Raw genomic sequence first — 22,243 nt, 5'->3', positions numbered from 1 at the left:
CACAACATGGTGGTGTGCACCTTGTGCAGCTGCTATCCGTGGCCGGTGCTGGGGCTGCCGCCGGTCTGGTACAAGAGCGCGCCCTACCGCTCGCGCGCCGTGCGCGATCCGCGCGGCGTGCTGGCGGAATTCGGCATCACCTTGCCGGCGGAGAAGGAGATCCGCGTCTGGGATTCGACCGCGGAGGTGCGCTACCTGGTGATCCCGCAGCGCCCGCCGGGCACCGAGGGCCTGAGCGAGGAACAGCTCGCCGCGCTCGTCACCCGCGACTCGATGATCGGCACCGGCCTGCCCAGGACGCCCGCATCATGAGCGCGCCCTACACCACCCACGCCGACCTCGGCGGCCGCCTCGGCTTCGGCCCGGTCGTGCCCGAGCCGGAGGACGTGCGCTTCCACGCCGACTGGGAGCCGGCCGCATTGGCGATCGTGCTGGCGATGGGCGCCACCGGCAGCTGGAACATCGACATGAGCCGCGCCGCCCGCGAGACGCTGCCCGGCTACCGGCGCCTGTCCTACTACCAGATCTGGCTCGCCGCGATGGAAAAGCTGATGCTCGAGCGCGGCCAGCTGCAGGCCGACGAACTGGAAGCCGGCTGCATGCTGCATCCGCCGGTGCCGCTGCAGCGCGTGCTGCGCCGCGAGCAGGTCGCGGCCGTGCTCGCCGCCGGCTCGCCCACCGTCCGGCCGGAGGGGCCGGCGCCCCGCTTCGCGGCCGGTGACCGCGTGCGCATGCGCGCGCACGGCGTGCCGCACCACACCCGTCTCCCGGGCTATGCGCGCGGCAAGGTCGGCACCGTCGCACGCGTGCATGGCGCCCACGTGTTCGCGGACTCGCACGCGCAGGGCCTGGGCGAGGATCCGCAGCCGCTCTACACGGTGGTCTTCGAGGGCGCCGAGCTGTGGGGGCCCGATGCCACGCCCGGCCTGCGCGTCTCGATCGACGCCTGGGAGCCTTACCTGGAGGGCGCATGAGCCTGTCCACCCTCCCCGGCCTGCCCCGCGACGACAGCGGCCCGGTGTTCCGCGCCCCCTGGCAGGCGCAGGCCTTCGCGATGACGCTGGCGCTGTACGAGCGCGGCCTGTTCTCCTGGACCGAATGGGCGCAGGCGCTGGCCGTGCGCATCCAGGCCGCGCCCGCGCAGGCGGGCGAGGACGCCGCCGACGCCTACTACCGGCAGTGGCTGGAGGCGCTGGAGCAGATCGTCGCCGACAAGGGCGCGTCGTCCCTCGCCGAGTTGCAGCGCTACCAGGAGGCCTGGGACCACGCCGCAGACCGCACGCCGCACGGGCGGCCCATCGAGCTGCAGCCCGGGGATTTCAAGGGGGACTGATTCGCGCTGCGCCGATGCCGCGCGGCCGGGGGCAGCGGCTCAGAGGTCGACGCGCTCTTTGGCGACGTACTCGTGGCACTTGCGCCGCACTTCCTCGACCAGCACCGTGTGCTTCGCATGGAAGGCGACGACCTTGCCGTTGATGCGGCTGGGCGAGCTCAGCGTCCACAGCGCATGCATCAGGTCCACGCGCGAGATCAGCAGTTCCGTCCAGCTGGCGCCGAGCTTCGGCAGCAGCGTCGCCTGCATCTGCATCCGGTCGAACCGGTCGGAGAGCGCCCGGTACAGCTCCGGATCCCAGCGGCGCAGCAGCAGCTCGCGCAGGCCGTCTTCGTAGGCGGTGAGTTCTTGCGCGATCTGGCGGGCGATCGCGGCCTGTTCAGGAGAGTGGGAAAACATCGGGAGAGCTGCCATGCCTGAGCCGTGGACTTTAAAGTCGAGCACTAAGGTTCGCAAGCGATGGCGTCCATCCCATGGATGAGAACATTCCCTAAAGGAATAATCCCCGGAACGGTACCGTACCAGACCGGCATCGCCTTAAGCCTTCGCTTTGGCGAGGCCCTGCGGGAACAAGCCTGCCAACTCCTGCAGCACCTGCTGCACCCCCTGGTAGTGCACGAAGATGCCCCCCGCGTCTTCCCACAGGTGGCGGTACTTCAGCGTGTCGTCCACCAGCACGTCGCCGTGCGAACAGTGGTCGCGCTTGTCGGCCGCCAGGCAGGTGATGATCCTGGTGCCGGGGAAGTGGTGCGCGGCCCACTTCACCTTCTGCGCCGCGGCCCAGTTGCCGCGCGGCAGGCCGGTGAGGATCACCGGATGCAGGTGGCGCACGGCCGCGAACAGTTCGGTCGCGCCGGCCATCAACGGCAGCCGGTAGAAGAAATCGGGCGCCTCGGCCAGCCGGGCCCAGAAACGCGCGCGGCCGTGGCGCTGTTCGTAGACCCGCGGCGGCACCCCCAGCACCTGCTCGGCGCCGCGGTCGAAGTCGGCCAGCACGCCGTCGCAATCGAGATAAAGCTGTCGCTCCAGCATGCGGAGGATTCTGGCCGACGGCCGCGCTGCGGTCCGTCGTCCGGCGCCGCCGCCGCCTGCGCAGCGCCGGCCGACGCGTGTCAGTGGGAGACGGGCGCGGCGGCGCGCGATCCGCGCCACCACAGCGAGGTGCGGGCCACTGCCGTGCCGCCCCAGGCCAGCAGCGCCAGCACGAAGAACACGGTGTCCAGCGGCGCCAGCAGCCCGCCGGTGACGTGCAGGTCCATGTGGTGGGTGCAGGCCGAATACATGCCCAGCGGGAACACCATGCTCCAGTCCAGCCCGTCGGCGCGCAGCGCGTCGCGCCGCACCAGGTAGCGCCAGGCCGTCAGCGCCACCAGCAACGGCAGCCACCAGGTGCCGGTGGCCCAGTAGAGGACGGTGAAGCCCTTGAGGAAAGGCAGCAGCGTCTGGAGAAAGGGCGCCTGGGCCGCATCGGCCACCAGCTGCGCGCCGGCCAGCGTGGAAATCGCCATCGCGCCCATGTTGATCCAGTAGGGCGGTGCCAGGTCGGCCGGCGCGAAGCGCAGGAACAGCGCCCGGTAGAAGATCAGCGCGATGATCCACGTGTACAGCATGCCGCCGAAGAGCCACATGCCCAGCGCGAGGAAGTTGAGCGGCAGCCGCCAGGCCTGCGGCAGCTGGCCCGAGAGCAGCGAGGCGGTCACCGCCACCGACTGGCAGGCCACCACGGCCAGCAGCCAGGCGCCGCCGATCGCACGCTCCAGCGGCTGCTTGTCCTCGCTGGTGATGACGGCGGCGAACACGGCGTAGGTCAGCACGATCCACAGCAGGGCGGCCAGCAGGCCCAGCGCGCAGGCGAGGACCAGGCTCACGTCCAGCACCAGCGCGCCGCTGGCCAGCACGCCGGTGCCGGCCACCGCGGTGAAGAAGGCCGGCGCGCGCTGCAGGCTGGCGAGGTCCTGCGCGACCTCCCCGCGCCGCCGGGCCAGCCGCCACAGGGAGGCGAGCGAAAGCGTTACCCAGGCGACGACGTTGCATTCGTAGAGGAACAGGGCGAGGCCATGCAGGCCCTGCTGGCGGGCGGCGACGGCGACGATGCCGGTGGCCATGACCAGCGCGAAGGAGGGAGGAGGGAAACGCACGGACACAAATCTAACCCGACCGGGCGGAGAGGCACGAAGGTGCCGCCAATTCGCGCAAGCAGTACGAGGTGCGCGGTCACCACCTGCCCTCGCTGCGCCGGGGGCTCCTTTCTAGCATGGAGGCCATGAAGATCCACTTCCTGCTCGACGAGCAGGTCCACGCCGGGCGTTGCCCGGCCTTTCTCGCGGCGATGGCGGTGCTGGCCGAGCGCGGGTTCGCCGTGAGCCGCGGCATCCCCGAAGCGGCGCTGCTGCGCCCCGACCGGCTGTCCGCGCGCCACGCCCTCTACGTGCTGGAGTCGCACAGCGAGCTCGCCCTCAGCGTCGCCGCCGTGCTGCACGACCGCGGCGGCCAGTTCCTCAACCCCTATCCGGCCTGCGCGCTGGCGCAGAACCGCATCACGGCCACCAGCCGCCTCGCCGCCGCGGGCGTGCCGGTGCCGCGCTCCTGGGTCACTGCCGATTTCGCCCTGCTGTGCGACCTGGCCGCGGAGCACCCGGTGGTCGTGAAGCCTTACCGCAACTCCTGCGGCAGCAAGCCTCTGGTGGCGCTCGGCCCCGACGACCTGGTCGGCATCCCGCTGCGCGAGCACCCGGTGCTGGTGCAGGAGTTCGTGGCCGGCCGCGGCCCCGACCTGCGGCTGCAGGCCATCGGCGAGCAGGTATTCGCTTTCGAGCGCGCATCGGGAGCCGCCCTCCCCCTGGCGGCGGAGTGGCGCGAGATCGCCTTGCGCTGCGGCCGCGTATTCGGCCTGAGCGTGTACGGCATCGACGTGGTGCAGGGCGCCGAGGGCCCGGTGGTGGTCGACGTGGACCACGCACCCTGCCTCCTCGGCATCCCGGAAGCCGCGGCGCTGCTGGCGCTGCACATCGACAACGTGGCCGGCGGCCGCACGCCGCTCGTGCGCCAGCCGCCCGTGCTGCACGGGGCACCGGCGTGGCCCGACCTGCAGGGCGCCGTCGCCTGAGGAGAACACCGCGTGGTCGCGCTGGGCTGAACCGCCCAGGCGGGCGCGCGCAAGCCGGACCGGCGGCGTAGGCCGATGCCGGCGGCCGCACCCGGAGCGCGCCTACGCGCAGTCCGGCCGGCGTTCAGGGGGCGTTCACGCCGGCGGCCCTAGTCTCACCTCCATGGATCCGCATTCCCCAGGAGGTCAGATTCCATGAAACACACTCTTCGCAAGAACGCGGCCGCCGCCCTGCTGGTGCTGGCGCCGCTGGGCGCCGCCTTCGTGGCCCAACCGGCGGCGGCGCAATACGCTCCGCAGTACCGCGTGGCGCAGGTCGACCCCGGCCGCATCACCAACCTCTCGCTCGATTCGGACGCCGGCCTGGCGCCGGGCGCGACGCTGCGCGTGCGGGTGCTCGCCACCCCCGATGCGCGCTTCATGAACGCCACGCTGGGCAACAGCGGCGTGCGCGTGGCGCTGCGCGAACGCGAGCCCGGCGAATACGTCGGCACCCACGTGATCCGGCGCGACGAACGCATCGATCCGCGCCAGGCCATGACGGTGCGCGCGGGCTGGGGCGAAGGCCCGGTGGCGGTGGTGTTCGACTATCCGCCTTCGTTCCAGGCGCTGGCCATGGGCGCCGGCACGGCCGTCGTGGTGGACGCCTTCACGATGTCGCCGGCCGACGACCTCGAGCCCGGCCAGGTGGTGCGCTTCCGCGTCGAGGGCACGCCGCGCGCACGGGTCTCGGTGAACGTTCCCGACGTGGTGCGCAACCTGCCGCTGCAGGAAGTGCGGCCGGGCGTCTACGCGGGCCGCTACACGATCCGCCGGCGCGACGACCCCGACGCCTTCCGCGATGCCGAGGTCATCCTGCGCAGCGGCGACCAGCGCATCGCGGCGCACGTGAACACCGAACGGCGCTACGGCTACTCCGGCCGCTGACGCCCTGAGAAGGAAGGTCCTTCCGCGCGGAAGGACCTTCGCTTTTTCAGCGGCTGCTGCTGCGGCTCGAGCTGCTGCGGCGGGAGCTGCTCGCACTCGGCTTGCTGGAGCTGCTCCGGCGCGAGCTGCTTGCGCTCGGCTTGCTGGAGCTGCGGCTGCTGCTGGAGCTGCTGCGACGCGAGCTGCTGGCGCTCGGCTTGCTGGAACTGCTGCTCTTGCTGCTGCCGGAGCTGCTGCGGCGCGAGCTGCTCGCGCTCGGCTTGCTGGAGCTGCTGCTCTTGCTGCTGCTCTTGCTGCGGCTGGAGCTGCCGCGGCTGGCGCTGGCCCGGCCCGAGCTGCTGCGCGACGCGCTGCTGCGCGAGGACGAACTCCCCGAGGAGCTCTTGCGCGACGAGCTTCCGCTGCGCGAGGCCTTGGTCTCGCCGGCTTCCGCCCTTTCCTTGTTCACGGTGCGCGCCGCGATTTCCTCGGCGCGGCCTTTCTGGCCGCGCTTCTCGTAACCTTCCTTGATGTGCTCGTACTGGCGCTCGCGTTTGCTGTTCGAACCTGCTGGCATGGGTGTCTCCTGGCAGAAGCAATGGCGACCCAATCTCATGCATCCCCACCGCGCGCCTTGTAGGCCAAGCGCTGCAAACGCTGGCGGAACATTTCGACAGCAGGCTTCTGTCACGCCTGCTTGCATCCCTTCGTTCAGGCTTTGTTCATGGTCGCAAACCGACACTGGCGCCATGAGCACCAAGGCCCGTCTCGCCGCGATGAAGCTGCTGGCGCAGCTCGTGGGGGGCGTCGTGCTGGCCTGCATCGTCCTGTTCGGCGCCGTGGCCTGCATCGGGTAAGGGTGGGTGGCGCGGCGCGGCCTGCGCCGCTACAGTGCGCGGGAGCGCGCTTTCCGCCCTGCGGCGACAACCCCCCGAGGAGACCCACGATGGTGAAAGTCAGCGTCCTCTATCCCAACAAGGACGGCGCCCGGTTCGACCACGCCTACTACCGCGACAAGCACATGCCCCTGGTGCAGCAGCGGCTCGGAAGCGCGTGCCTGTATTACACGGTCGACAAGGGCCTGGCCGGCGGCGGCCCCGGCGCGCCCGCGCCCTTCGTCGGCATGTGCCACATCTACTGCGACTCGGCGGACGCCTTCCAGAAGGCCTTCGCGCCGCACGCCGAGGAGATCCTCGGCGATATCCCCAACTACACCGACCTGCAGCCCACGATCCAGATCAGCGAAGTCGTCGTCGACCGGGGATAGCGAGCTAGGCCCGTTCGAAATCGATGAAGCCCTGCTGCGGGTCCACGGCCACCAGCCGCACCCGCAGCGCATCGCCCACGTCCGCGCCTTCGAAGCCGCGCACCAGCCGCCCCTCCAGCAGCGGGCGCGCGATGCGCACGAACGTGCCCTTGGGCGCGGCGCCGGTCACGATGGCATCGAAGCTTTCGCCGATGCGGTCCTGCAGCAGCAGGGCCGCGGCCGCCTTCAGCACCTGGCGCTCCACCCGGTTGGCGTTGTCCTCCTGCAGCGTGCAGTGGCGCGCGATCGCGGCCAGGGCGTCGAAGGAATACGGCGGCGCGTCGCCGGCCAGCGCGGCTTTCAGCAGGCGCTGCGTCACCAGGTCCGGGTAGCGGCGGTTCGGCGCCGTCGAGTGCGCGTAGTCGCTCACGGCCAAACCGAAATGCCCCTCTCCGGCCACGCCCGGCGGCGCGGCGGCGTACTCGCCCGGCCCCAGCATCTTCACGACGCGCAGCGACAGGTCGGCAAAGCCTTCGGGGTCGTCCCGCCGCCGCTCGCACAGGAAGCGGTCGAGCGCGACCGGATCCGGCGCGTCGGGCAGCGTGGTGCCGTAGCCCGCCGCCAGCGCCTCGATCCGGTCCCAGCGCCGCGGCGACTGCAGGAAGCGGCGCAGCGAGGGAAAGCCCTGCTCGACCAGGAAGCGCGCCGTCGCCGCGTTGGCCGCGATCATCAGGTCGGCGATCAGGTCCTTGGCGCGGTTCTTCTCGTCGGGCCGCAGGTCCACCAGCCGGCCCTGCTCGAACACCGGCCGCGCCGCCACGGTCTTCACGTTGAGCGCACCGCGCCGCTGCCGCCACTGCCGCAGCCGCTCGGCGAGCGCGTCGTGCAGCCGGATCTGCGCCTGCAACGCGGCCGAGCGCTCCACCTGCGGCGGCGCTTCCGCCTCGCCATCGAGCCACTGCGAGACCGCGTCGTAGGCGAGCTTGGCGCGATTGAACACGGCCGCGCGGTAGATCTCCGCCTGCGCCACGCTGCCGTCGGACTCCACGAGCATGTCCACCACCACGGCGAGCCGCTCCTCGCCCTCGCGCAGCGAAGTGAGGTCGGTGGACAGCAGTTCCGGCAGCATCGGGAAGGTGCCGGCCGCGGTGTAGACCGAGGTCGTGTTCACGCCCGCATGGCCGTCGACGGCGCCGCCGGGGCGCACCATGGCATCGACATCCGCCACCGCCACCAGCAGCCGCGCGGCGCCGCCGGGCAGCGCCTCCGCCACGCTGAGCTGGTCGAGGTCGCGCGTGTCGTCGTTGTCGATCGAGAACCACTCCAGGCCGCGCAGGTCGCGGACCGCGCCCTCGCGTTGCGGGCCCGCGGCACGGGCCGCCTCGGCTTCCTGCAGCGCCTGCGGCGCGAAGGCCGGCAGCAGCCCGCGGGTGCGCATGGCTTCGACGGCGAGCTGGTGGAGGTCGGGCAGTTCCATCGGCAGTGATCCTGAGGGATTAGGTAGTTTCCTGCTTTCCGCGGTCAGATTCCGGTCAGCGAAGAAGGCGCAGCATCCATTCCAAGCTGAAGTTCGCCGCCCTCCCCACGACGAACCGGCAAATACAACACGAATCCTGAAGGGGTGGTGCAGCTCTCCCGCTGCATCACCGTCGGCCCGGCCAGCGCCGGGCCATTTTTTTGCCTCACGAGGCGCGCAACTGCACCAGCGCCTCCTGCAGCGCGCGCGCGGTGAGCGGCTTGACGAGGTGGAGGTCGAAGCCGGCCGCACGGGTGCGCTCGCGGTCCGAGGCCTGGCTCCAGCCCGTCAGGGCCACGAGGCGGACCCGCCCGCCGGCCGGCAGGCCGCGGATGCGGCGCGCGGCCTCGAGCCCGCCCATCACCGGCATGCCGAGGTCGAGGAAGGCGACGTCGGGCTGGAACTCCTGCACGCGCTCGACCGCCTGCGCGCCGTCGAGCGCGGTGGCCACCGCGTGCCCCTCGGCCTCCAGCAGCATGGCGAGCGAATCGGCCGCATCGGCATTGTCATCGGCGATCAGGATGCGGCAAGGGCGCGCGGGGACCGGCGCTTCGGCGTCGGCCCTGGCGTCCTGCAGCGGCGCGGCGGCGCGGGGCAGCCGCACCGTGAAGCGGCACCCCTTCCCGGCTCCTTCGCTTTCCACCTGCACGCTGCCGCCGTGCAGGCGCACCAGGCTCTGCACCAGCGACAGGCCGATGCCGAGCCCACCCTCCGCATGCCGCTCGTGGTCGCCCACCTGCGAGAACAGCTCGAAGATGCGCTCCTGCTGCTCCTTGGGGATGCCCATGCCGGTGTCGCTGACGGACACCACGGCCTCCTCGCCTTCCGCGCTCAGCTCCAGCCGGATGCGGCCGCCGGGCGGCGTGTACTTGGCGGCATTGGACAGCAGGTTGGAGAACACCTGCGCCAGCCGGTCGCTGTCGCCCTCCACGTTGCAGTCGTCGCAGCGCAGGTCCACGTCCAGCCGGTGACGCCGGGCATCGATCGCGGCCTGGGTCGCTTCCACGCTGCGCGCCAGCACCTCGCGCAGCGAGACCACCTCGCGCTCGATGCGCACCTTGCCGGCACCGATGCGCGCCACGTCGAGCAGGTCGTCCACCAGCCGCACCAGGTGGTCGAGCTGGCGGTTCATCATGGCGATGGTGCGCAGGGGCGCTTCGGCCTCGCGCGGCAGGCTCAGGCGCAGGATCTGCAGCCCGTTGCGGATCGGCGCCAGCGGATTGCGCAGCTCGTGCGCGAGCGTGGCGAGGAACTGGTCCTTGTGCCGGTCGGCCTGCCGCAGGGCCTCCTCCGCGCGCTTGCGGTCGGTGACGTCGAGCACGAATTCGACCACCTCGTCGCCGATGCGGCGGGCGGCGAACAGGCCCCACCAGCGCGTGCCGTCCTTGCGGATGTACTGCTTCTCGTACGGCGTGGTCTCGCCGAGCTGCAGCACCTGCTGCACCGCGTCACGCGAGACGGAGTGGAACTCCGGCGGCGTCAGCTGCTGCCAGCGCAGGCCGATCGCCTCCTCGCGCGGATAGCCCGACATCTCGACGAAGCCGTCGTTCACGTCGACCAGGCGGAAATCCTCGCCCCAGAACAGCACGCCCACCGTGCGGATGCGGCGCACGCTGCCCAGCCGCTCTTCCACGCGCCGGCGGTGCGTGATGTCGCTGAAGCGCACGGCCACCAGCGCCTGCGCCGGGTCGCCGATGCGGAAGGCATGGACGTCGAACCAGCGGCCGAGCGGCTCGGAACGGTCGCTCATGTGGACCGCGTGGCCGGTGCGCGCCACGCCGCCGAACACGCGCAGCCAGTGCTCCTCGTCGCCGGCCATCGGCAGCTCGCTCATGTGCCGGCCGATCACCCCGCGCAGGCCGCTCTGGCGCTCGAAGCTGGGATTGGCCTGCAGGAAGAAGCCGTCCACCGGCACGCCGGCGGCGTCGAACAGCATCTGCAGGATGCAGAAGCCCTCGTCGGTGGCGTCGAACAGCGCCTGGTACTCGCTGCCCGGGGGGCAACGCGCAGCGGGCGCCTGGGCGACGGCGCCGCGATGGATCGTGCTCGGCTTCATGCCTGGGATGCGCAGGTGCGCGAACTTCCTGCGAGCACGTTGGCACGGCTGGCCGCCGCGTCTTGTAGGTCAGGAGTCCGGCCGCGTGTCTGTTGTGTCCGTCCGGATCCCGGGCGGAGGGCCCGCCCGCGCCGCCGGCTTCCGCCTCAGTGCGGATCGGGGCGGCGCTGCTCCATGTGGTGCAGCACGGCGCCGCTGGTGCTGGTGAAGCGATCGAGCCAGGCGCCCGCCTCGCTGCCGGCGTCCTCGCGCAGGCGCTGGGCCAGCCAGCGCAGGTAGCGCAGCGCCGCCTGCCGGCCCTGCCACCACGATTCGATGTAGTGCTCGGCGCATTCGGGCGGCATCACGTCGAGGGCCCACTGCATCTGCGCCCGGTAGGTGTTGCCGAACAGGCCGACGAAGACCCGGGATTCGGCGATGAAGTCTTCTTCCAGTTCGCGACGGTCTGCCATGCTTGCCTGCTGGTTGCTGGACCGGAAGGGCGAAAAAGGCGCCCCACCGAAAGTGCCATGCCGGTCAGGGCATGCAGGATTGGCGCTTCCGGCGGGGCTGATTCGCTTCTCTCGGTTTCCCTTGCTCGTGCGACGCGGCCGGTGCGGCGGCGTCGCACCAGGGACGATGCAGGATGCGGGCCAGCACGGGGCAGCGGCACCAAGGTGCCGGCGGCCGGGCCGCGGCAGGCGGGCTGGCCGCCCAGGAAAGGCGCGCCGGCGCAGGGCCGCTCCAGGCCCGTTCCTCTCGCTGCCGGCACGCTGCAGCGGCACCTTGGTGCCGGTGGCCGGCTGCGTGTCAGCCCCCAAGAGTGGGGAGCGAGGCGCGTGGAATCCCCCAGCGCGCGCCGGCGCGCCGGCCCTCGGGCTTCAGGCCTGCCGCCTCACGCCGGGCGCGCCAGTCGCTCGCGCAGCGCCGCCAGCGCCGCCTCCAGCCCACCCACCACGATGCGGCAGGGCACGGCCAGCATCAGGTTGAGCGGCAGCCCGAACTCCTCCAGCTCCCAGCCGCGCGCATCGCGTTGCCCCGGCCCGGCCGCCTGCGGATGGCGGCGCCGGATCCGCTCGGCGAACGTGCCCTCCTCCGGTACGTAGCCCACCACCGGCTTGCCGCGCGCGACGGCATAGCCCACCTCGAAGCAGGTGCCGCTGTCCGGCTCGGGGCCGCGGAAGAAATCGAGGTTGGCGGCGACGGCGTCGCAGCGCTCGATGTGGGCGATGTTGGCCCGGTAGATGTGGGCCGCCAGGGCCTGCGGCGACAGGCCCTGCGGCAGCGATTCATCGAGCGGGAACACGCCTTCGAAGCCGTGTTCGGCGCACAGGGCCACCAGCCTGCGCCCGTGCGCGGCGGCATCGGGGCGGAAGACGTCGGGGCCGGCGAGGTAGAGGCGGTGGAGGCTCACCGCGCCATTGTCCGCCGCTTCAGGAGCCGGCCGCCTGCTTCGTCTTCTTGTACTCGCCGATGTGGGCCTTCAGGTGGCGGAACTCCTCGCAGCTGAAGAAGCACAGCTTGTCCAGCACCTTGAGCTGCTCCTCGGCCCGCGGCAGGTCGTTCATCTGCAGGTAGGCCTCGCCCAGGTATTCGTGGGCACCGCGGTGGCGCGGGTCGATCTTCAGCGCCTTGTCGTACGCCTCGAGCGAAGCGTCGATCCTGCCGGTGAGGCGGTGGGCGTGGCCCAGTTCCGTCCAGGCGTCGGCGTCGTCGGGCTTGCGCTTGACGTAGGCGTCCATGCTGGTCACGACCTGCTTCCAGTCCTTGCGGGCGACGGCGTCCATGCCGGCCCGGTAGTCGGGATCCGTGTTGCGCACGGCGCTGGCCATGTCGCCACCGCCGCCACTGCCACCGCCGCCTCCACCCCCGCCGTCGGCCGCAGCCGTGAGCGGCCAGGCCAGGGCCGCAATGCAGAGGAGGGCCATCACCGCACGCTTCATGTCAGCACCTCGTGTCGCGGGGATCCGCAGCGCGCAGCTTAGTGCGACGGCGCCGCGCGCGTGCATCCCCTACCGGCCGCGCGGGTTCCTCCAACATGCGGCCGATGTCCGAACCAATACGCGCGAGCTATTCCAGCCCGGAGATGTAGTCCGCCAGCACGTCGATGTCCGCCGGCTGCAGGCGCTGCGCGGCCGACGTCATGTTGCCGTCCATGTCGAAGCGCGTGCCGGCCTTGAAGCCGCGCAGCTGCGTGCGCAGGTACTCCTTTTGCTGGCCGGCGAGGCGCGGGATGTGCTGCTGGCCGTGGAGGGCCGGGCCGTGGCAGACCACGCAGTTGTAGTCTTCGGCCAGCTTGCGGCCGGCCGCAATCACCGCCTCGCTCGGTTTCTGCGCCGGTGCGGCGCGCTGCTGCGCGGCAAAGAACTTGCCGAGGGCGAGGATCTCCGGGTTGGTCAGCGGCGCCGCCACCGGCGACATCTGCGGATCGGTGCGCCGCTTCTCGCGGAACATGATCAGCTGGGTGCCGATGAACTGCGCCGGCTGGCCGGCCAGCGCCGGCACGGCGGCATTGACCGAATTGCCGTTCGGACCGTGGCAGGCGAAACAGAGCTGGGGATCGACCTCGGCGTGCGCGGCGGCGAGCGCCAGCACGCCGGGGAGGGCGGCGAGCGCCGCCCTACTTCGCATAGCTCACGCGGTAGATCACCCCGTTGTAGTCGTCGGAAACCAGCAGCGAGCCGTCACGCAGCTGCAGCACGTCGACCGGGCGGCCCCACATCGGCGGATCGGCCGTCGGGTTCTCGAGGAAGCCTTCGAGGAAGGGCACCATCTTCGCGCCGCCCTTGTTGTCCACCACCACGCGCATCACGTTGTAGCCCTGCTTGGCCGTGCGGTTCCACGAGCCGTGCAGCGCCACGAAGATGTTGTCGCGGTATTCGGCCGGGAACATGCGGCCGGTATAGAACTTCATCCCCAGCGGCGCGACGTGGCCCCCGAGCCTGGCGTAGGGCTTGTCGAATTCGGCGCAGGAGCGGTTGGCGCCGAACTCCGGGTCGGCGAAGTCGCCCTGGTGGCAGAATGGATAGCCGAAGTGCATGCCCTTCTTCGAGACGCGGTGCAGCGTGTCGTTGGGCGTGTCGTCGTCCACCCAGTCGCGCGCGTGGTTGGTGAACCAGAGTTCCTTGGTCTTGGGATGGAAGTCCATCCCCACCGAGTTGCGCACGCCGGAGGCCACCGTCTCCAGCTTGCCGGTGTTCGGGTCGACGCGCATCACCGTGGCCTGCATGTAGTTGGGCATCACGATGTTGCCGGGGGCGCCGATGTTGAAGTACAGCTTGTTGTCCGGCCCCATCGCGAGGTACTTCCAGAAATGGCCGGGCTGGTTGCTGGGGTCGAGGTTGTCGATCACCACCTTGCCCTGCGGCGGGCTGTCCAGGTGGTCCTCGATGCCGTCGTAGCGGGTGATGCGGTGCCGCTCGGCGACGTACAGGGTGCCCTTGCTGAAGGCCACGCCGTTGGGCGACTTGAGGCCGCTGAGGACCTTCTTCACCTCGCGCTGGCCGTTGCGGTCCGTCACGGCGTACACGTCCGAGAGGTTGCGGTTGCTCACGAACACCGTGCCCTTGTCCCCCAGCGCCAGCGAACGCGCTTCGGGGATGCCGTCGGCCCACACTTCCACCTTGAAGCCGGGCGGCAGTTTCAGCTTGTTGATCGGCAACTCGCTCGCGGGCCGGCCGGTGAGGATCGGCGCGATCGGGTGCAGCGGCGACTTCTCCTGCGCGGCCGAGCGGCCCTGCTGCCACGAGGGCGCGGGCTTGCCGTCGGACGGCGCGGGTTGCTGGGCGTACAGGCTGCCCGCGGCCACAAGGCCGAGCAGGGCAAGGAAAGCGAGGGGCTTGGGTGCGCGCATAAGGTCTTTCGATCTGGAGTGGTGGGGGAAAGACGGCGTTCGAGCCCCGGCGTTGTGCCATCCGCTCCTGGGGGCGTCAAGAGAGCTCGCCCTGAACGCCACCGGGTTACGCCTTCTCCCTATAGTTCCGCATGGCTTACGAACTGCACTACTGGCCCGGCATCCCGGGACGGGGCGAATTCGTGCGGCTGGCACTCGAGGCGGCCGGCGCGGAGTACATCGACGTCTGCCGCGGCGAGCCGCAGCAGGGCCTCGGCCTGCCGGCCATGCTCCACTACCTGGAGGATGCGTCGGTGCCGCGGCCGCCCTTCGCCTGCCCGTTCCTCGTCGACGGCCGCACGGTGGTGGGACAGACCGCCGCCATCCTGCTGTACCTCGGCCCGCGGCTCGGGCTGGTGCCGCAGCGCGAGGCGGACCGCCTGTGGGCGCACCAGATCCAGTTGACGATCGCCGATTTCGTGCAGGAAGTGCACGACCTGCACCATCCCATCGCCAGCAGCCTCTACTACGAGGACCAGCAGGCCGAGGCGCTGCGGCGCGCGCAGGACTTCCGGCGCGAGCGGCTGCCGAAGTTCATGGCCTGGTTCGAGGCGGTGCTGCAGCGCAATCCCGGCAACGGCGCGCGCGAGGTGCCGCGCATGGTAGACGGTCGATTGAGCTACGTCGACCTGTCCGTGTTCCAGGTGGTCGAAGGCCTGCTCTACGCGCTGCCGAAGGCGACCCGCCGCGTGCTGAAGAAGGCGCCGGGCGTCGCCGCCCTGCATGCGGGCGTGCCGCGCCAGCGCCGGCTCGCGGCCTATCTCGCGAGCGAACGCCGCCTGCCCTTCAACGAACAGGGCATCTTCCGCCACTATCCCGAACTGGACGCATGAAACGCCTCACGCTGCCCTGCGGTGAAACGGTGCCGGCCCTGGGCCAGGGCACCTGGAACATCGGCGACGACCCGCGCCAGCGGGCCGAGGAGATCGCGACCATCCGCCGCGGCCTCGACCTCGGCCTGACGCTGATCGACACCGCGGAGATGTATGGCGACGGCCGCTCGGAACGGCTGGTGGGCGATGCGATCGCGGGCCGCCGCCACGAGGTCTTCCTCGTGAGCAAGGTCTATCCGCACAACGCGGCGCCGCGCGCGATGCGCCGCGCGTGCGAGGCGAGCCTGCGGCGCCTGCGCGTCGACACGCTGGACCTGTACCTGCTGCACTGGCCCGGCGAGGTGCCGCTGGCCGAGACGGTGGAAGGCTTCGAGGCGCTGCAGCGCGAAGGCAAGATCCGCCACTGGGGCGTGAGCAACTTCGACCCGCAGTGGATGGAGGACCTGTGGTCGCTGCCCGGCGGCGAGGCGGCCCAGGTGAACCAGGTGCTCTACAACCTCGGCTGCCGCGGCGTCGAGTGGGACCTGCTGCCGGCGCTGCGCGAGCGGCACGTGCCGCTGATGGCGTATTCGCCGCTGGACCAGGCGCGGCTGCTGCGCCGGCGCGAGCTGGTCGCCTTCGCCCGCGCACGGGGCATGACGCCGGCGCAGCTGGCGCTCGCCTGGCTGCTGGCGCAGGACGTGATCGCGATCCCGAAGACCGGCCATGCGCAGCGGCTGGAGGAGAACTTCGCGGCGCTGCAGCGGCCGCTCGCGCGCGACGAGCTGGCGGAACTCGATGGCCTGTTCGCGCCGCCCGAGGGCCCCACGCCGCTCGCGATGTTGTGATCGCCGCGCGCCAGCGTCCCCCCGTACGGCCCGCCCCTCGCAAGGGATTTCCTACATCGCGCTTCCGTGCCGCACTACGTCCGATGGTCGTTCCGGCTGGTCAACATGGCGCTGCAAAGGAGCGCTAGCAATGAAGACTTCCCTTACCTTGACTCTGGGCATCGTATCCCTGGCGGCGCTGGCCGCCTGCAGCACGCAGCGCGTGGCGACGGTGACCACGCCGGAAACCGTGGCGGTGGTTCCGGCCCCGAGCACGACGATGGTCATGGGGGCCACGCCGGCGGTGCAGTTCAACGCCGCCGACACGCACTTCATCGCGGTGGCCGCCGGCGCGGGCATGTACGAAGTGGAGGCGGCGCGCCTGGCCCTCACCAAGGCCAGCAACGCGCAGGTGCGCGGCTACGCCCAGATGCTGCTGGACCAGCACACCGCGGCCAACCAGCAGCTGATGGCGATGGTGACCAGCAAGGGCCACAAGGTCGCGCCCGGCATGCCCGCGGCGCTGCAGCAGAAGATCGCCACGCTCAATCGCGCCTCCGGCGCCGACTTCGATCACGAGTTCGTGCGCACCACCGGGGTGGCGGACCACATGGCGACGATCGCGGAGTTCGAGCGCAGCCGCAGCAGCGTGGCCGATCCCGACCTGCGGGCCTTCATCGACAGGACCCTGCCGACCCTGCGCACCCACCTGCAGCAGGCGCAGGACCTCGCGGGCAGGATGGCCGGCTGACGGTCAGGCGCGCGCGCCTGCGCGGGAAAGCGCAGGCGCCATCGCGGTCAACGCCGCCACGGGTTGTGCGGGGCGCGGTCGAAGCGGTTCGGCACCCCGTCGCGGTCCGCGTCGCCGCGCACGCCGTGGCGATGGTGGTCGTGGCGCCCGTGGCGGTGCCCGTCGATGTAGATCGGCCGCGGCTGGACGTACACCGGCTGCGGCTGCACGTACACCCGCTCGGGTTGCACGTACACCGGCGCCGGCTGCACATAGACCGGCGCCGGCTGCACGTAGGGGCTGGGAACGCCGATGTTCAGGAACACGTCGGTCCGGGCGTGGGCCGCGGAGCCCACGGCGAAGGCGCCGACGGCGATGGTGGCGGCAAGCAGCGGTCGGGCGGAGAGGAAGCGGGTCATGGAAGGCTCCTGCGTTGGAATGCCTTGATCGTGCGCCCGCCTGCATGAACCGAAGCTGAACGGATCGTTCCTGTTGCGCGCACGCCGCGCTGGTACATTGCCAGCTTCAGGCGGACCGGCATCGAAGCCGGCCGGCGCAGCAGAGGAGGCGATCATGCAGTCCTGGTGGATGCAGCTCGGCGCGCAGGGCGCGCAACTGGAACAGCGCGACGTGGCCGTGCCGCAGCCCGCCCCCGGGCAGCTGCTGGTGCGCGTGCATGCGGCTTCGCTCAATCGCGGCGAATTCGTCGCCGGGCACGGCCTGCACGGGGCCCCCGGCAACTGGAAAGCGGTCGGCGGCGAATGCGCGGGCGAGGTGGCGGCGCTGGGCAGCGGCGTCGACGCCTTCCTGGTCGGCCAGCGCGTGATGGGCCGCTGCAGCGGCGCCTTCGCCGAGTACGCGCTGCTCGATGCGGCCGAGGCCATGCCGGTGCCGACCCCGCTCTCCTGGCACGAAGCCGCCAGCATTCCGCTCACCTGGCTGGTCACCTTCGACATGCTGGTGCTGCAGGGCGACCTCAAGACCGGCGAGTGGCTGCTGGTGAACGGGGTGTCCTCCGGCGTCGGCGTCGCCGCGCTGCAGATGGGGCAGGCCCTGGGCGGGCGGGTGATCGGCACCTCGACTTCGCAGGCCAAGCTGGATCGCCTGCAGGCCCTGGGCCTGGAGCACGGCCTGCTGGCGCGCGCCGCGGACTTCGCGCCCCGGGTGCTGGAGCTGACGGGCCAGCATGGCGCCGACCTGGTGGTCAACGCCGTCGGCGGCTCGGTGTTCGCCGAGGACGTGCGCTGCATGGCCTTCGAGGGCCGGCTGGCGATGGTCGGCTATGTCGACGGCCTGCTGCATGCCGACCTCGACCTCGAGGCCCTGCATGCGAAACGGCTGAAGCTGTTCGGCGTCTCGAACAAGCTGCGCACCAAGGCGCAGAAGGCCGCCGCCGTGCCGCGCTTCGTGGCCGAGATCCTGCCGCGCTTCGCCTCCGGGGCCCTGCGCCCGCTGGTGGACGAAGTGGTGCCGTTCGCCGGCCTGCCGCAGGCCAAGGCCCGCATGGAAGCCGGCGAGCACGTCGGCAAGATCGTGCTGGACGTCTCCGCCTAGGAACCCGGGCCGCTTTCCTTCGGATCCGATTCGAGCTTCTTGCGGCCCTCGCGGGCCAGCCGCGCCGTTTCCTCCAGCACCGTGTCGTCCGAGGCGTGGGGAATGGGGTCGTCTTCGTGCTGCGTCTTGCCGTCCTGCAGGTCCTGCTGGCGCTTGGTGGGGTCGGGCATGTTGGCTCCTTCTACTTCGGCAGGCGAATTCTTGGGCCAGCCGGCCGGGCGCATGTCCGGCAGGCGCAGACGGCCGGCGTAGGCTGCGGACTACCTCGCAGGATCAGGCGCGAGGGTCAGGGTCCGGTCAGGCGGGTGCAGGCATCGTGGGGCAGGACAAGGAGTACCCCCATGCCTTACGCTGCCCTGCCCGTCCTGCCCCGGATCGGGCCCATCCGCGTCAGCCGCCCCGAACTCGGCCAGGAGGGCGTGACCCTCGATTCGCCGGCGCTGCTGGTGATGACCGACCTGCGCCGCGTCGCCGCCGCGGTGATCTCGCCGCAGGAGACCATGGACCGGGCGCATGCCTTCATGGTCCAGCGCGGCGTGCGCATGCTGCTCGCGCTGGACGAGCGCCAGGTGCTGGCCGGCATCATCACCACCAACGACATCCTGGGCGAGAAGCCGGTGGCGGTGGCCGAGGAGCGCCGCATCCGCCACGGCGAGATCCTGGTGGCCGACGTGATGACGCCCGCCGAGCGGCTGGAGGCCTTCGACCTGCGCGTGGTGCAATCGGCGCACGTGGGCCAGGTGGTGGCCAGCCTGCAGCGGGCCCGGCGCCACCATGCCATCGTGGTGCAGGGCGGCGCCGACGGCGCCCGCGAGGTGCGCGGCATCTTCTCGCTGTCGCAGATCGCGCGCCAGCTCGGGATCGCGCTGCAGCTGCCCTCCGAGGCGAGGTCCTTCGCCGAGGCGTCGCTGCCCTAGGCGGCCGGGCAGGCTCCCCCGCCACCCGCCGGCGCTCCGCGGCGGCTGAATCGGCACCTTCGTGCCTTTCATCCGGCACCTGCGCCCGTATTACAAGTCGACAGGCGCGGACACACTTTGAAGCATGGAATTTCTTCAAAGGTCCCGGAGGCTTCTCATGAAAACGGCCGCTCCCGCGCCCGCGCCGCCGACCACCACGCAGGCCAGGCTCACCCTGGTCGACTGGATGGACGCGCACCGCGCCCTGATGGAGGAGGAAGAGCGCCTGAAGACGCTGGCGGGGCACCGGTTGCGACCCGATGGCCTCGAGGCCCTGGAGCGCCAGCGCATGCGCGTGCAGGTGGCGCAGGACGCCGCCGATGCGATCTACGACGCGGTGATGCAGGACCTGCGCACTTCCTGACCCGCACGCGCTGCGGCACGCTCCCGATCACCGCCAGGCGCGGGCCGTACGCACACGAACGCGCTAACCCGAAATGATGCGAAAGACGCACAGGTGACAGCACCAGGGGCCTGCGGCTCCGGGCTAACCCTCGAAGTGACCCGCATGCGTCCCGCGTGCGATTGACGCTCCCCCCACCCCTGCCTACATTCGCGCGGTTTGCAGTCCGCGCGCCACGGCGCGCTCGTTGTCGCGCCTCATGGATCTCTTTCTTCAGCAAGTCCTCAACGGGCTGACCCTGGGCGGCATCTACAGCCTGGTGGCCCTCGGCCTCACCCTCGTCTACGGCATCCTCCACGTCCCGAACTTCGCCCACGGCGCGTTCTACATGGCGGGGGCGTTCGTCTCCTTCCACCTGATGAACGCGTTCGGCCTCAACTACTGGCTGGCGATGCTCGGCTCCGCCGCCTGCGTGGCGGCGCTGGCGACGCTGGCGGAGCGGCTGGTGTTCCATCCGCTGCGCGACGCCTCGGGCCTGCATCCGATGATCGCGGCCATCGGCGTGCTGCTGTTCCTGGAGGCGGCGGCGCAGGCGATCTGGGGCGCGGACTTCCAGCGCATGCAGACGCCCTACACCGGCATCCTGGAGTTCGCCGGCCTCACCATGCCGGCGCAGCGCCTGCTGATCGTGGCCGCGGCTTTCGGCCTGATGGTGGCGCTCCACCTGTTCCTCACCCGCACCGTGCTGGGCTCCACCATCATCGCGATGGCGCAGAACCGCGACGGCGCCTCGCTGGTGGGCATCGACGCCAACAAGGTCTCGATGCTCACCTTCGCCATCTCCGGCGTGCTGGCCGCGGTGGCCGCCACGCTGTACGCGCCGATCAACCTGGTCTATCCGGCCATGGGCAACCTGGTGATCACCAAGGCCTTCGTGATCATCATCCTGGGCGGCATGGGCAGCGTGCCGGGGGCGATCGTCGGCGGGCTGATCATCGGCTTCGCCGAGAGCTTCGGCGCCTTCTACATCTCGGCCGACTACAAGGACATCATCGCCTTCGTGCTGCTGGTGGCGATCCTGTCGCTGCGCCCGCAGGGCCTGTTCGCGCGGGGAGCGCACTGATGGCGAAATACCTCACCGGCCGGCCTGGCTGGCTGCTGCTGTGCGTGCTGGGGCTCGTGTTCCCCTTCGTGGCGAAGAACGACTACCACCTCACGGTGATGTCCACCGCCTACATCTTCGCCATCGCCACCATCGGGTTGAACCTGATCACCGGCTACACGGGGCAGTTCAACCTGGCGCACAGCGGCTTCATGGCCGTGGGCGCCTACACCGTGGGCCTGCTGACGGTGGATTACCAGGTGCCGTTCTGGATCGCCTTCGCGCTCTCCGGCGTGGTGGCGGCGGCGCTCGGCTTCTTCGTCGGCCTGGTGTCGCTGCGCCTGAAGGGGCACTACTTCTCGATCTTCACGCTCTGCGTCGGCTACATCATGTACCTGGTGATCGAGAAGTGGGAGAGCCTCACGCACGGCACCGTGGGCGTGATCGGCATCCCGGCGCCCTCGCCCATCGGGCCGCTCGCCTTCGACACGCCGCGCTCGCTGTACTACCTGGTGTTCTTCTTCCTGGTGGCAGGCGTGTTCGTGATGCATCGGATCGTGAATTCGCTGCTGGGGCGCACCTTCATGGCGATCCGCAACGGCGAGGCGCTGGCCGAGGCCATGGGCATCCCGCTGATGCGCAACAAGCTGCTGGCCTTCATGCTCTCGGTGTTCTACGCCGGGCTGGCCGGCGGCCTCTACGCCGGCTTCGTGCGCTTCCTGGGCCCCGGCCTGGCAGGCGTCGAGCACAGCTTCGACATGACCATGTACATGCTGGTGGGCGGACTGGGCACCCTGCTCGGCCCGCTGCTCGGCGCCATCGCCGTGCCGTGGCTGACGCAGTACCTGCAGTTCCTGCAGGAGTACCGCTTCATCGTCTTCGGCCCGATCCTGGTGGCGCTGGTGATCTTCCTGCCGCACGGCGTCGTCGGCAGCTGGCTGGCGTGGCGCGCCCGCCGCGCGGCGGCGCAGGCCGCGCAGGCCCGGCCGCTCGCCGTCGCGGCCGAACCGGGAGCCAGCCGTGCTTGAGATCCGCAACGTCACGAAGCGCTTCGGCGGGCTCACGGCCGTCCACGACGTCAGCACCACCATCGAGCGCGGCCTGGTCAACGCCATCATCGGCCCCAACGGCGCCGGCAAGACCACCTTCTTCAACCTGGTGAGCGGCACCATCGCGCCCACCACCGGCTCGATCGTCTTCGAGGGCCGCGACGTGACCGGGCTGCGGGCCGACCAGGTGGCGCGCCTGGGCATCTCGCGCACCTTCCAGAGCACCACGCTGTTCGACATGGCGACGGTGCTGGACAACCTGATCGTGGGCCACCGCCTGCGCACCCGCTCGGGCCTGGTCGACGTGCTGTTCGACACGAAGCGCCTGCGCGAGGAGGAGCGGCTCTGCCGCGAGAAGGCCCGCGAGGCGCTGGACTTCGTCGGCCTGTCGCACGTCGCGCAGCGCCTGGCCGGCGACATCTCGCAGGAGGAGCGCAAGCGCGTCGCCTTCGCGCTGGCGCTGGCCACCGAACCGAAGCTGGTGCTGCTGGACGAACCGGCCGGCGGCGTGAACCCGGAGGAGACGGCGGGCCTGGCGGAGCTCATTCGCAAGTTCGTCCGCCACGGCATCACCGTGTGCCTGATCGAGCACAAGATGGACATGATCATGAGCCTGGCGGACCGGATCATGGTCCTCAACTACGGCGAGAAGATCGCCGAAGGCACGCCGGCGGAGATCCGCAGCAACCCCGCCGTGATCGACGCCTACCTGGGGAGCGAGCATGCTGTCCCTTGAAGGCGTCTCGCTCTCGTACGGCAGCTTCCGCGCCCTGGACGGCATCCGCCTGGAGGCGAAGGCCGGCGAGCTGGTGGTGCTGCTGGGCGCCAACGGCGCC

The 22,243-nt window shown here is 70.8% G+C and carries 28 protein-coding genes and 1 pseudogene; 17 read left to right on the top strand and 12 right to left on the bottom strand.

The window, feature by feature from the left end; all coding sequences use genetic code 11:
- The 3 genes from VFM98_RS02765 to VFM98_RS02755 form a co-directional block, all read left to right on the top strand.
- The coding region (locus VFM98_RS02765) for a nitrile hydratase subunit alpha (protein ID WP_325108369.1) at positions 1 to 312 on the top strand (312 nt) is incomplete at its 5' end.
- Entirely contained in the window at positions 309 to 974 is a 666-nt protein-coding gene (gene nthB, locus VFM98_RS02760; RefSeq protein WP_325108368.1) for a nitrile hydratase subunit beta, read from the top strand. The genes VFM98_RS02765 and nthB, both read left to right, overlap by 4 nt.
- Entirely contained in the window at positions 971 to 1,333 is a 363-nt protein-coding gene (locus tag VFM98_RS02755) for a nitrile hydratase accessory protein (protein WP_325108366.1), read from the top strand. Before nthB ends, VFM98_RS02755 begins: the two co-directional genes overlap by 4 nt.
- Before the next feature lie 39 nt (positions 1,334 to 1,372).
- On the opposite strand, the gene VFM98_RS02750 is transcribed toward VFM98_RS02755, so the two are convergent.
- From VFM98_RS02750 to VFM98_RS02740, 3 genes are all read right to left on the bottom strand, one after another.
- On the bottom strand, positions 1,373 to 1,732 hold the full coding sequence (locus VFM98_RS02750) for a hypothetical protein (RefSeq protein ID WP_325108365.1): 360 nt from the start codon (positions 1,730 to 1,732) through the stop codon (positions 1,373 to 1,375).
- Positions 1,733 to 1,870: 138 nt separating this feature from the next.
- Positions 1,871 to 2,365, bottom strand: a complete 495-nt coding sequence (locus VFM98_RS02745) for a hypothetical protein (RefSeq protein WP_325108364.1) — start codon at positions 2,363 to 2,365, stop codon at positions 1,871 to 1,873.
- 80 nt (positions 2,366 to 2,445) lie between these two features.
- Positions 2,446 to 3,471 carry a tellurite resistance/C4-dicarboxylate transporter family protein gene (locus VFM98_RS02740; protein WP_325108363.1) on the bottom strand — a complete coding sequence of 342 codons (1,026 nt, stop codon included), beginning with the start codon at positions 3,469 to 3,471 and terminating at the stop codon, positions 2,446 to 2,448.
- Positions 3,472 to 3,596: 125 nt separating this feature from the next.
- Between VFM98_RS02740 and VFM98_RS02735 the strand changes: the two genes are divergently transcribed.
- The 4 genes from VFM98_RS02735 to VFM98_RS02720 all read left to right on the top strand — a co-directional run bounded on the left by VFM98_RS02735 (position 3,597) and on the right by VFM98_RS02720 (position 6,612).
- Positions 3,597 to 4,439 (top strand): hypothetical protein, encoded by an 843-nt coding sequence (locus tag VFM98_RS02735; RefSeq protein WP_325108362.1) that lies wholly within the window; start codon positions 3,597 to 3,599, stop codon positions 4,437 to 4,439.
- A 195-nt stretch (positions 4,440 to 4,634) separates the two neighbouring features.
- Complete coding sequence (locus VFM98_RS02730) at positions 4,635 to 5,366, top strand: hypothetical protein (protein WP_325108361.1); 732 nt, start codon at positions 4,635 to 4,637, stop codon at positions 5,364 to 5,366.
- A gap of 101 nt (positions 5,367 to 5,467) precedes the next feature.
- Complete coding sequence (locus VFM98_RS02725) at positions 5,468 to 5,866, top strand: hypothetical protein (protein ID WP_325108360.1); 399 nt, start codon at positions 5,468 to 5,470, stop codon at positions 5,864 to 5,866.
- Positions 5,867 to 6,291: 425 nt separating this feature from the next.
- Positions 6,292 to 6,612 (top strand): EthD family reductase, encoded by a 321-nt coding sequence (locus tag VFM98_RS02720; protein ID WP_325108359.1) that lies wholly within the window; start codon positions 6,292 to 6,294, stop codon positions 6,610 to 6,612.
- A gap of 4 nt (positions 6,613 to 6,616) precedes the next feature.
- On the opposite strand, the gene VFM98_RS02715 is transcribed toward VFM98_RS02720, so the two are convergent.
- The 7 genes from VFM98_RS02715 to VFM98_RS02685 all read right to left on the bottom strand — a co-directional run bounded on the left by VFM98_RS02715 (position 6,617) and on the right by VFM98_RS02685 (position 13,995).
- Positions 6,617 to 8,068, bottom strand: a complete 1,452-nt coding sequence (locus tag VFM98_RS02715; RefSeq protein ID WP_325108358.1) for an RNB domain-containing ribonuclease — start codon at positions 8,066 to 8,068, stop codon at positions 6,617 to 6,619.
- A gap of 205 nt (positions 8,069 to 8,273) precedes the next feature.
- The gene (locus VFM98_RS02710) at positions 8,274 to 10,163 is read right to left on the bottom strand and encodes a hybrid sensor histidine kinase/response regulator (RefSeq protein WP_325108357.1); all 1,890 of its coding nucleotides are present in this window, start codon (positions 10,161 to 10,163) and stop codon (positions 8,274 to 8,276) included.
- A 146-nt stretch (positions 10,164 to 10,309) separates the two neighbouring features.
- Positions 10,310 to 10,615, bottom strand: a complete 306-nt coding sequence (locus tag VFM98_RS02705) for a hypothetical protein (protein ID WP_325108356.1) — start codon at positions 10,613 to 10,615, stop codon at positions 10,310 to 10,312.
- Between the two features lie 422 nt (positions 10,616 to 11,037).
- Entirely contained in the window at positions 11,038 to 11,556 is a 519-nt protein-coding gene (locus VFM98_RS02700) for a nucleoside 2-deoxyribosyltransferase (RefSeq protein ID WP_325108355.1), read from the bottom strand.
- Between the two features lie 19 nt (positions 11,557 to 11,575).
- A complete protein-coding gene (locus tag VFM98_RS02695) occupies positions 11,576 to 12,085 on the bottom strand; it encodes a tetratricopeptide repeat protein (protein WP_325108354.1) in 510 nt (169 codons plus the stop codon).
- A gap of 127 nt (positions 12,086 to 12,212) precedes the next feature.
- A complete protein-coding gene (locus tag VFM98_RS02690; RefSeq protein WP_325108353.1) occupies positions 12,213 to 12,773 on the bottom strand; it encodes a c-type cytochrome in 561 nt (186 codons plus the stop codon).
- Positions 12,763 to 13,995, bottom strand: coding sequence for a PQQ-dependent sugar dehydrogenase (locus VFM98_RS02685; protein WP_325108352.1), 1,233 nt, complete (start codon positions 13,993 to 13,995; stop codon positions 12,763 to 12,765). Before VFM98_RS02685 ends, VFM98_RS02690 begins: the two co-directional genes overlap by 11 nt.
- Before the next feature lie 131 nt (positions 13,996 to 14,126).
- On the opposite strand from VFM98_RS02685, the gene VFM98_RS02680 reads away from it, so the two are divergent.
- The 3 genes from VFM98_RS02680 (at position 14,127) to VFM98_RS02670 (ending at position 16,424) form a co-directional block, all read left to right on the top strand.
- Entirely contained in the window at positions 14,127 to 14,867 is a 741-nt protein-coding gene (locus VFM98_RS02680) for a glutathione S-transferase (protein WP_325108351.1), read from the top strand.
- The gene (locus VFM98_RS02675; RefSeq protein ID WP_325108349.1) at positions 14,864 to 15,694 is read left to right on the top strand and encodes an aldo/keto reductase; all 831 of its coding nucleotides are present in this window, start codon (positions 14,864 to 14,866) and stop codon (positions 15,692 to 15,694) included. Before VFM98_RS02680 ends, VFM98_RS02675 begins: the two co-directional genes overlap by 4 nt.
- Positions 15,695 to 15,824: 130 nt before the next feature.
- Positions 15,825 to 16,424 carry a DUF4142 domain-containing protein gene (locus VFM98_RS02670; protein ID WP_325108348.1) on the top strand — a complete coding sequence of 200 codons (600 nt, stop codon included), beginning with the start codon at positions 15,825 to 15,827 and terminating at the stop codon, positions 16,422 to 16,424.
- 47 nt (positions 16,425 to 16,471) lie between these two features.
- On the opposite strand, the gene VFM98_RS02665 is transcribed toward VFM98_RS02670, so the two are convergent.
- The gene (locus VFM98_RS02665) at positions 16,472 to 16,822 is read right to left on the bottom strand and encodes a hypothetical protein (protein ID WP_325108347.1); all 351 of its coding nucleotides are present in this window, start codon (positions 16,820 to 16,822) and stop codon (positions 16,472 to 16,474) included.
- 154 nt (positions 16,823 to 16,976) lie between these two features.
- Between VFM98_RS02665 and VFM98_RS02660 the strand changes: the two genes are divergently transcribed.
- Positions 16,977 to 17,957 (top strand): zinc-binding dehydrogenase, encoded by a 981-nt coding sequence (locus VFM98_RS02660; protein ID WP_325108346.1) that lies wholly within the window; start codon positions 16,977 to 16,979, stop codon positions 17,955 to 17,957.
- Here VFM98_RS02660 and VFM98_RS02655 read toward each other — a convergent pair.
- Complete coding sequence (locus tag VFM98_RS02655) at positions 17,954 to 18,127, bottom strand: hypothetical protein (RefSeq protein WP_325108344.1); 174 nt, start codon at positions 18,125 to 18,127, stop codon at positions 17,954 to 17,956. The two genes, VFM98_RS02660 and VFM98_RS02655, sit on opposite strands and share 4 nt — an antisense overlap.
- 171 nt (positions 18,128 to 18,298) lie before the next feature.
- Between VFM98_RS02655 and VFM98_RS02650 the strand changes: the two genes are divergently transcribed.
- From VFM98_RS02650 to VFM98_RS02625, 6 genes and pseudogenes are all read left to right on the top strand, one after another.
- Positions 18,299 to 18,874, top strand: a complete 576-nt coding sequence (locus VFM98_RS02650) for a CBS domain-containing protein (protein WP_325108342.1) — start codon at positions 18,299 to 18,301, stop codon at positions 18,872 to 18,874.
- Positions 18,875 to 19,031: 157 nt separating this feature from the next.
- Positions 19,032 to 19,277 carry a hypothetical protein gene (locus tag VFM98_RS02645; RefSeq protein ID WP_325108341.1) on the top strand — a complete coding sequence of 82 codons (246 nt, stop codon included), beginning with the start codon at positions 19,032 to 19,034 and terminating at the stop codon, positions 19,275 to 19,277.
- 238 nt (positions 19,278 to 19,515) lie between these two features.
- The gene (locus VFM98_RS02640; RefSeq protein ID WP_325108340.1) at positions 19,516 to 20,379 is read left to right on the top strand and encodes a branched-chain amino acid ABC transporter permease; all 864 of its coding nucleotides are present in this window, start codon (positions 19,516 to 19,518) and stop codon (positions 20,377 to 20,379) included.
- Positions 20,379 to 21,386, top strand: a complete 1,008-nt coding sequence (locus VFM98_RS02635) for a branched-chain amino acid ABC transporter permease (protein ID WP_325108339.1) — start codon at positions 20,379 to 20,381, stop codon at positions 21,384 to 21,386. The genes VFM98_RS02640 and VFM98_RS02635 overlap by 1 nt, the downstream gene beginning before the upstream one ends.
- Positions 21,379 to 22,143 carry an ABC transporter ATP-binding protein gene (locus VFM98_RS02630; protein WP_325108338.1) on the top strand — a complete coding sequence of 255 codons (765 nt, stop codon included), beginning with the start codon at positions 21,379 to 21,381 and terminating at the stop codon, positions 22,141 to 22,143. The genes VFM98_RS02635 and VFM98_RS02630 overlap by 8 nt, the downstream gene beginning before the upstream one ends.
- Positions 22,130 to 22,243 (top strand): annotated as a pseudogene (locus VFM98_RS02625) (branched-chain amino acid ABC transporter ATP-binding protein); the annotation flags it as partial. The gene VFM98_RS02630 and the pseudogene VFM98_RS02625, both read left to right, overlap by 14 nt.

Origin of the sequence: Ramlibacter sp., assembly GCF_035706265.1 — a bacterium.
In the GTDB taxonomy this organism is placed as follows: domain Bacteria; phylum Pseudomonadota; class Gammaproteobacteria; order Burkholderiales; family Burkholderiaceae_C; genus Ramlibacter.
This window is presented reverse-complemented; position numbering and strand designations above follow the sequence as displayed.